The organism is Ursidibacter arcticus (genome assembly GCF_009761375.1).
GTDB lineage: Bacteria > Pseudomonadota > Gammaproteobacteria > Enterobacterales > Pasteurellaceae > Ursidibacter > Ursidibacter arcticus.
In genome coordinates, this window is the sequence record NZ_LEKM01000198.1 from 1 (window position 1) to 8226 (window position 8226).

The window sequence follows — 8226 nt, forward strand, 5'->3', positions numbered from 1 at the left end:
GAATATCTTATGCCTTTGGTTTTTTTTCAGCAATAAAAAACCGACTGTTTTAGTCGGTCCAGACCGCTGACAAACCCTAATTTGTTGTATTCAATAAACGGACGCCAGCGTGGCGTCCCTACACAACAAAATAAAATCTGTTATTTTTCAATTAGTTATAACTTTCCTTGTAGGGACGCCACGCTGGCGTCCGAATGAAAAAAGACTTTGTCAATAATCTGAGGGGAAATATCATTTCCCCTTATAATATTTAGTGTAACTTCATCGTTGGACGCAGGAATCGGTTAATTCGTCCAACTAGCATTATCAGTCCTGTTTTAATACAACCGTGCAATGCAACTTGATGCATTCTATATAAAGAAAGATATGCCATTCTCGCAATTTTTCCTTCAATAAACATAGATCCTTTCGTTAGATTTCCCATTAGGCTACCAATAGTGCCGAAACGAGAAAAAGATACCAATGAGCCTTTATCATTAAAAATAAATGGCTTAAGCGGCTTACTCTCTAGTTGTGCGATGATGTTTTTTCCACAAGCAGAAGCCATTTGGTGTGCTGCCTGTGCTCTTGGCGGTACAGGTTTACCATTCTCTTGCATTAGAAATGCACAATCTCCAATAACATAAACGGAATCATCACTTAAAGTTTGCAAAGTATCTTTTACTGTAATTTGGTTAAGACGATTTGTTTCAAAACCAAATTTTGTTGTGATCTCAGATGCTTTTACGCCAGCAGCCCAAACCATTAAATCAGCCTCAATTTTCTCACCATTTTTAGTGATAAGTGCATTTTCTGTCGCTTCTACTACCGCAGTATTCGTCATTACATTTACACCTAATTCACGCAATTCTTTAATTGCAGATGCCGAAACACGTTCTGGCAACGCTGGCAATAAACGATCTCCAGCTTCAAGCAGAGTAACTCTCAAGCTAGTGTTATTCAATTTACCATAGCCATAAGAGTTTAAATTTTTAACTGTGTTATAAAGCTCTGCAGATAATTCAATACCTGTTGCCCCACCGCCTACAACCGCAATATGCACTTCTTTTTCATTGTTGTTCGAGAATTTAAGGAACAGCTCCATCATTCGTTGATGGAATAATTTTGCCTGTTCTGAACTGTCTAAGAAAATACAATGCTCCGCCACACCAGGTGTGCCAAAATCGTTTGAACGGCTACCAATAGCAATCACTAATTTATCATAAGAAATTTTACGCTCTGCTACGAGTAACTCTTGTTTCTCACTATAAATCGGTGCAAGAGTGATGAATTTCTCAGCTGAATTCACTTCAGTTAATGTTCCCTGTTGAAATTCAAAAGAATGGTTTTTGGCGTGTGCACGATAACTCAGTGCATCAGTCCCATCATCTAATGAGCCTGTTGCCACTTCGTGCAGTAATGGTTTCCATAAATGACTAATATTTTTATCAACTAAAATAATATTTGCCTTTTTCTTTCTGCCGAGTTTATTTCCTAAATAAGTGGCAAGTTCCAATCCGCCAGCTCCGCCACCGACAACAACAATAGTCTGCATAATTTGCTCCGAGATATAAAATAAAAGATTAGGTGGGATTGTAGCCTTTTTATACACTTAATAAAATAGAGTTAAAGCTATTTCAGAAAAAGCCTTAACTCTACTTTGTAGTATTATATTTTTTTAATCTCTTTCAACACGAAAATATGATCTTGCTCAATAACATTGAATAGCAGATCAATGTTAGGGTGCTTACCGATATTTAATCTAGCATCATCTACATATTCTGCAAACCATACCAATCCTTGCTGTGCAGAATCTTTATTTAACTGCCCACCAAATTTGGTTGCTAATGCATTGTATAATTTTAACGATCCTAACTTTCCTTCAACAGCTGGAATATGGTGAATAATATTTCCTTCTAAATCAACTACATCTAAACCATCTAGATGTGAAATATCAGGAAATGTAGCTAAATTCTCTTTAAATTGCATAATTTATCCCAAATCACATACCAATAACTAAACATTCTGCAACACTTCTAGCATTTGATTGAGCAGCTGAAGCAGCCGCCCTATCACCGATTGGTCCGACAAAAACACGATTCCAATCTGAACTACTACTAATTCTGGCATTATAACCTGCCATCGCTAAACGAGCCTGCATATTTTCTGCCTGAGCTTTACTTTTAAATGCTCCACATTGTAGACCAAATTTACCTTTTGGTTTTGGTAAATCAACTGGTTTTACTACATCCTTTGACGACTCAACCTTAGCTTTGTCCTGCTTAAGTTGTTCTGTTTTTCTTGCTCGCTCTTGCTGTTTCTTTTGTTCTTCTGCTAATCTCTGTTCTTCAGCTTTTTTAGTTAACGCTTCTTGTGAATTTTCTGGAGCTGTCTCTGTTGATTCTAGGCTATGCTCCGTACTCTTATGCTCCGTATTCTGTTGAAGTTGTACTTGTTGCTCTAATTTACGTTTTTCCGCCTCTTTTTGCTGAGCAATCTTTAAGTCTTGCTCTTTTGCTATCTGTGCTAATTTTGCATTCTGATCTATAGGTACCTCCCTAGTTTCTAAATCACGAATGTAGCTATATACTTCTTCTGGACGACTCGGCAAAGTGATTTTAGGTTGAGATGGCTGAGCCACAGATGTAACCACTTGAGCTGGAGAATCTGAATTCTTTGCTAAAAAAAGCAATCCCAATCCGCTCAAAATAATCAATAGAATAATGATAATGAAAATAAGAAATTTATTTCCATTGTTCTTTCTCTTTGAACGTACTGCATAATCACGATTTGGCATACAACCTCTGAATTAAAAAATAATTTGTTACTCTTTAATGGTACTAAAAATTTCACTTTTTGGCTATAAGCTATTGATAACTCATTCATAGAGTAATGATATATTGTTATTCCTATTTATTTTCCCTAATTATGGGCTTCATCATATATCTACTTGGGCAGATTTTTAGAATAAATTCCTTATAAAATATAGAGTTGTTCACAGGGCGTGATTGTCAAGTATTTTTATCATTATTTTTGGAATTTTTTTTAATACCCAGATCTAGAAAAAACTTAACATATTGATTTAAAATAAGAAGTTATTTTACGACCAATTGTAAATTGGTAACAAAGATGCTAGTATTTATAAAGGTTTAGGTGACTTTCACAAAAATAATCCACAAAGTTATCCACAACTTTTGTGGATAGAAAATAGGGAATGAAAAACAAAGATAAGGCGATCCTCATACAGTAAAAAATGAATAACAATCATCTCCCTATCCTAAGTAGAAATTACAAATAAGAGATCTGCTCACTGCCCCCCTATCACGTTAAATATACTCGTAACATATTTATAACAGTAAACTTTGAGAAATAATAAATTTTTCTTATTTATTTCATTAAAAAAAGTAAATCTATATTGCTATCTTCTTTCTTTTTAGGTATATCTATCACCAGTGAATTTACCTAAAAAGAAGGAAGACTTTTATGAGCCAACTTTATGAATCAATGCGTAATAATATTCATATGTTAGGGGATTTCTTGGGCGAAACCATTCGTGATGCTCAAGGTAACGAAATTTTAGAACTTATTGAAAATATTAGACAACTTTCTCGTGCCTCTCGTGGCGGTGATGAAAAAGCCAGAGAACAATTACTTGATATTCTCGCCAATATCTCAACAGAAAATGTCATTCCAGTGGCTCGGGCATTTAGCCAATTTTTAAATCTCACCAATATTGCCGAACAATACCAAACTATTTCTCGCCATAGCCAAGATGCGTCTTTAGGTGAACGTTCATTAGGCACATTATTTGAGCGTTTGAAAGCACAAAATGTGCCAGCAGAAAAAGTGATCGAAACCGTAGAAAAACTGTTAATTGATTTAGTTTTAACCGCTCACCCAACCGAAGTAACTCGCCGTTCACTTGTCAATAAACACGTTGAAATTAACCGCTGTTTAAGCCGCTTAGAACACGATGATTTAACAGAAAAAGAAACAACTAAGCTAAAACGCCGTTTAATGCAACTTATCGCTCTCGCTTGGCATACAAATGAAATTCGTACCCAACGCCCAACACCTGTTGATGAAGCTAAATGGGGAATGGCAGTCATTGAAAACAGTTTATGGAAAGCAGTTCCTGAATTTTGTCGCCAACTAAACTTCCATTTAGAGAAAAACTTTGGCGTACAGCATCCTGTTGGTTTAGCCCCTGTTCGTTTTTCTTCTTGGATGGGGGGAGACCGAGATGGAAACCCATTTGTTACTGCCGAAACAACACGCCAAGTATTAAGAATGAACCGCTGGAAAGCTGCAGAGCTATTTTTAGAAGATATTAAATCTCTTGCCGATGAACTCTCAGTAATCAGCTGTACTGCCGAATTTAGTGCTAAATATGGCGACCATTTAGAGCCATATCGTGTGTTAATGAAAACATTACGAGCTAAATTAACTAAAACAGTAACTTATTACGGTGAATTATTGGAAGGTAAAACACTCACTGTTGATCCTTCAGAGATCTTAACGCAAGATGAACAATTATGGGAACCACTTTACGACTGTTATCAATCGCTACACCAATGTGGAATGCGTATTATCGCTAATGGTGGCTTACTGGATTGTTTACGTCGTGTGCGTTGCTTTGGCTTAGGTTTATCTCGCTTAGATATCCGTCAAGAAAGCACTCGTCACGCAATGGCAATTGCTGAAATTACACGTTATATTGGTTTAGGCGACTATTCACAGTGGACGGAAGATGATAAACAAGCCTTTCTCGTTCGTGAATTAAGCTCTCGCCGTCCGCTAATTCCAACCAACTGGACACCAAGCCCTGAAACACAAGAAATTTTAGCAACTTGTAAAGTAGTTGCAGAGCAGCCTGAAGGGGTTATTTCAGCCTATGTTATCTCAATGGCTCGTGAAGCCTCTGACGTATTAGCGGTACACCTATTATTGAAAGAATCAGGTTGTCAAATGACCATTCCTGTCGCCCCGCTTTTTGAAACATTAGATGACTTAGATCGCTGTGAAAAAGTAATGACTAGCCTATTTAATATCGGTTGGTATCGTGGTGTAATCAACAACAAGCAGATGGTAATGATCGGCTATTCTGACTCAGCCAAAGATGCGGGTATGCTAGCTGCATCGTGGGCACAATATCGTGCACAAGAAGCCTTAGTAAATCTCTGTGAAAAATTCAATATTGAACTGACTTTATTCCACGGACGTGGCGGTACAATCGGGCGTGGCGGAGCACCAGCACACGCTGCACTTCTTTCACAGCCACCAAGATCGCTTAAAAATGGCTTGCGTGTAACCGAACAAGGCGAAATGATCCGTTTCAAATTAGGCTTACCTGCCGTTGCCGTAGAAAGTCTAGATCTTTATGCCAGTGCAATTTTAGAAGCCAACATTTTCCCACCACCAGAGCCCCAACAAACGTGGCGAAATGTAATGGATCAAGGCTCTGCAATCTCGTGTGAAATCTACCGCAATATTGTGCGTGGAGAGCCTGATTTCGTCCCTTATTTCCGTGCTGCAACACCTGAATTAGAGCTTTCAAAATTACCGTTGGGTTCTCGCCCTGCAAAACGTAACCCAAATGGCGGCGTTGAAAGTTTGCGTGCTATTCCGTGGATTTTTGCGTGGATGCAAAACCGCTTAATGCTCCCTGCTTGGTTAGGGGCTGGTGCAGCACTTCGTCAGCTAATTGAACAAGGCAATGAATCTTTATTAAAAGAGATGTGTGAGCAATGGCCGTTTTTTTCAACTCGTATCGGTATGCTTGAGATGGTATTCAGTAAAACGGATTTATGGTTGGCAGAACATTACGATCAACGGTTAGTGCCTGAAAAACTACACCATCTAGGGAAATCACTGCGTAGCCAACTACAAGCGGATATTAAAACGGTACTTTCCCTTGCACACGAAGGACAATTAATGGCAGATCTTCCTTGGATTGCAGAGTCTATTGCACTACGCAATGTATATACCGATCCACTTAACCTACTTCAAGTTGAATTGCTACATCGTTTACGCAACCAAGGCGATAGCCCAAATCCAGCACTTGAGCAAGCCTTGATGATTACCATCACAGGTATTGCGGCAGGTATGCGTAACACAGGGTAGAATAGAAATCATACATTAAAAGTATGTCCAATTTATTGAGGGATTGAGGATTTTACATCCCCTCAAAAGGCATATTACAGCTAGGGCAAAAGCCTAGCTGTAATAGAACGCCTAGTTTATATTAAATCTTACTGGCACAGTTAATGATGTTGGGAAACCAACTGGCGGTGAGGAATTCATTTTGGTACTTTGTGCTGCTTTTACAGCAGCTGCGTCTAAGCTACTATTTCCAGATGAATTGATAACACTCACATTAGTGATTTGCCCTGATGCAGACACTGAAAATGCTAAGGTAACAACACCAGTCTTACGCATCATTCTTTCTCTTTGTGGATAGCTATTTTGAGCTCGTTGCTGTAAAGCCCGTTGTAATTGTGCTTTATACGCCCCAATCTCACTGCCCGAAGCACTCGAGCCAGAACCACTAGATGTTCCAGTTGTTGCTGTTGATGCCGTAGAGCCATTCAAAGTGCCTTGTTTTATATTGTTGCTCTGAATTGGAGCGGGCACTGCTTTTGCTACAATCCCTTGTCTCACTTCAGGCGCTTTCTCCAATGCCTTAACCGGTTTCTTAATTTCTTTTGGTTTCTCAGGCTCTTTACGTTTCTCTTCTTTTGGCTTTGGTTTTTCTTTTGGTTTCGGCTTTTCTTTTGGTTTTTCTTTCGGTTTTGGGGGCTCAATAGGTTTTGCTGGCTCAGGAATTGGTTCTGGCTCTTCCACTTCTGGTTCAGGTTCTGGCTCAGGCTGCTTTTCTTCTACAACATTCTCAGGAGCTGTTGCAACAGTCGGTTGCTCTAGCAATGCAGCCATCATTTCCATCGAAATACTACTTACTTCTTCGACTGGGCGTTCAGGTTTTGGTTGATTAGTAAGCCACCAAATGCTCGAAAATAAAGCACTGTGTGCTACTAAAGAAACAACAAAGCCAACCCGAGAATATTTTCTTTCCATTTTCTCGCCCTATTTTGCTTTTTCTTTCTTCGTTACGATCGCAACATTTTTAATCTCATTGGCAGCTAATAAATCTGTCAGCTCAACAAATTTCTCAAATGCGACTGCACCATCTACTTTTAAGGTTACTTTTTGTGTTTTGTCCCAAGTTGCAATCTCACTATTCAGCATCTCTTTAGTGATTGGTTTATCGTTGTAGAAGAACTCGTTATTTTCTGTAATAGTCAATAATTTAGCAAGTTCATCCGCTTTCATCGCTTGAGTCGTTGAGGCTTTTGGTACATTTACCTGAATCTTTCCTTGAGAAATAAAGGAAGCTGTAACAAGTACAATCGCAAGTAAAACCAACATAATATCAATGAAAGGAATAATATTGATTTCATCAAACTTTTTCATAATTTCTTCTCTCAAATGGTAAATTTATTCGTAAAAATAACCGCTTAACTACGCGATTTACGCACATCTAGTGCTTGCCATTTGAGTTTATTTTCTTCTACTTTACGTCCAAAACCGTTATAGAACATCATCGCAGGAATCGCCACTAAAATACCCACGGCAGTTGCTTTAAGTGCTAAAGATAAATGCACCATTATAGAGGCCGCATCAATTTCACCGCCTGAATGCCCTAACTCGTAGAACGTTAAAAGGATACCAATTACTGTACCCAATAAGCCGATATAAGGAGCATTGGAACCAATCGTTGAAATGGTTGTTAAGTTATGAGTTAAATCAATCTCTAGTTCTTGTAAGGTTTCATAACTAGTAACGTTTACCTTACGATAGAATAAGATACGTTCAATAATCTTAGCGAACAGAATCAGGCTCATCAATCCAAGTAAACCTAAAATGATATAATCGATATATTGTTGTAAAAAATGAAATAGTTGTTCCATAAAAATTAATTCCTTAATTAGCGTAAAATTATCTATAAACTTAGCAAATATATGTAAATATATTTCAGATTATTGACAAAGTCTTTTTTCATTCGGACGCCAGCGTGGCGTCCCTACAAGAAAAGTTATAACCAATTGAAAAATAACAAATTTTATTTTGTTGTGTAGGGACACACTGCGTGTGTCCGTTTATTGAATACAACAAATTAGGGTTTGTCATCAGTCTGAATCCCCTTTAATCAGGGGATCTCAGATTATTGACAAAGTCTTTTTTCATTCG

The 8226-nt window shown here is 38.1% G+C and carries 7 protein-coding genes; 1 reads left to right on the forward strand and 6 read right to left on the reverse strand.

Features of this window, described 5'->3' with window-relative positions; all coding sequences use genetic code 11:
- Nucleotides 1-250: 250 nt before the first annotated feature.
- The 3 genes from A1D25_RS09095 to ftsN all read right to left on the reverse strand — a co-directional run bounded on the left by A1D25_RS09095 (nt 251) and on the right by ftsN (nt 2776).
- Nucleotides 251-1534, reverse strand: a complete 1284-nt coding sequence (locus A1D25_RS09095) for an NAD(P)/FAD-dependent oxidoreductase (RefSeq protein ID WP_157395368.1) — start codon at nt 1532-1534, stop codon at nt 251-253.
- Between the two features lie 113 nt (nt 1535-1647).
- On the reverse strand, nt 1648-1968 hold the full coding sequence (locus A1D25_RS09100; protein ID WP_157395369.1) for a DUF2322 family protein: 321 nt from the start codon (nt 1966-1968) through the stop codon (nt 1648-1650).
- Nucleotides 1969-1981: 13 nt separating this feature from the next.
- Nucleotides 1982-2776 (reverse strand): cell division protein FtsN, encoded by a 795-nt coding sequence (gene ftsN / locus A1D25_RS09105; protein WP_157395370.1) that lies wholly within the window; start codon nt 2774-2776, stop codon nt 1982-1984.
- Nucleotides 2777-3462: 686 nt separating this feature from the next.
- Between ftsN and ppc the strand changes: the two genes are divergently transcribed.
- On the forward strand, nt 3463-6102 hold the full coding sequence (gene ppc / locus A1D25_RS09110) for a phosphoenolpyruvate carboxylase (RefSeq protein ID WP_157395371.1): 2640 nt from the start codon (nt 3463-3465) through the stop codon (nt 6100-6102).
- A 111-nt stretch (nt 6103-6213) separates the two neighbouring features.
- On the opposite strand, the gene A1D25_RS09115 is transcribed toward ppc, so the two are convergent.
- Genes A1D25_RS09115 through exbB form a run of 3 tightly spaced genes read right to left on the reverse strand, consistent with a single transcriptional unit; the run spans nt 6214 to nt 7946 of the window.
- Nucleotides 6214-7053 carry an energy transducer TonB gene (locus A1D25_RS09115; protein ID WP_157395372.1) on the reverse strand — a complete coding sequence of 280 codons (840 nt, stop codon included), beginning with the start codon at nt 7051-7053 and terminating at the stop codon, nt 6214-6216.
- A 9-nt stretch (nt 7054-7062) separates the two neighbouring features.
- Nucleotides 7063-7449 (reverse strand): TonB system transport protein ExbD, encoded by a 387-nt coding sequence (gene exbD, locus A1D25_RS09120; protein ID WP_157395373.1) that lies wholly within the window; start codon nt 7447-7449, stop codon nt 7063-7065.
- Nucleotides 7450-7493: 44 nt separating this feature from the next.
- Nucleotides 7494-7946, reverse strand: a complete 453-nt coding sequence (exbB, locus tag A1D25_RS09125) for a TonB-system energizer ExbB (RefSeq protein ID WP_157395374.1) — start codon at nt 7944-7946, stop codon at nt 7494-7496.
- Nucleotides 7947-8226: the final 280 nt, after the last annotated feature.

Coding starts and splice junctions, on each gene's coding strand:
- A1D25_RS09095 (WP_157395368.1), bottom strand. CDS start 1,534: ATGCAGACTATTGTTGTTGTCGGTGGCGGAGCTGGCGGATTGGAACTT.
- A1D25_RS09100 (WP_157395369.1), bottom strand. CDS start 1,968: ATGCAATTTAAAGAGAATTTAGCTACATTTCCTGATATTTCACATCTA.
- ftsN (WP_157395370.1), bottom strand. CDS start 2,776: ATGCCAAATCGTGATTATGCAGTACGTTCAAAGAGAAAGAACAATGGA.
- ppc (WP_157395371.1), top strand. CDS start 3,463: ATGAGCCAACTTTATGAATCAATGCGTAATAATATTCATATGTTAGGG.
- A1D25_RS09115 (WP_157395372.1), bottom strand. CDS start 7,053: ATGGAAAGAAAATATTCTCGGGTTGGCTTTGTTGTTTCTTTAGTAGCA.
- exbD (WP_157395373.1), bottom strand. CDS start 7,449: ATGAAAAAGTTTGATGAAATCAATATTATTCCTTTCATTGATATTATG.
- exbB (WP_157395374.1), bottom strand. CDS start 7,946: ATGGAACAACTATTTCATTTTTTACAACAATATATCGATTATATCATT.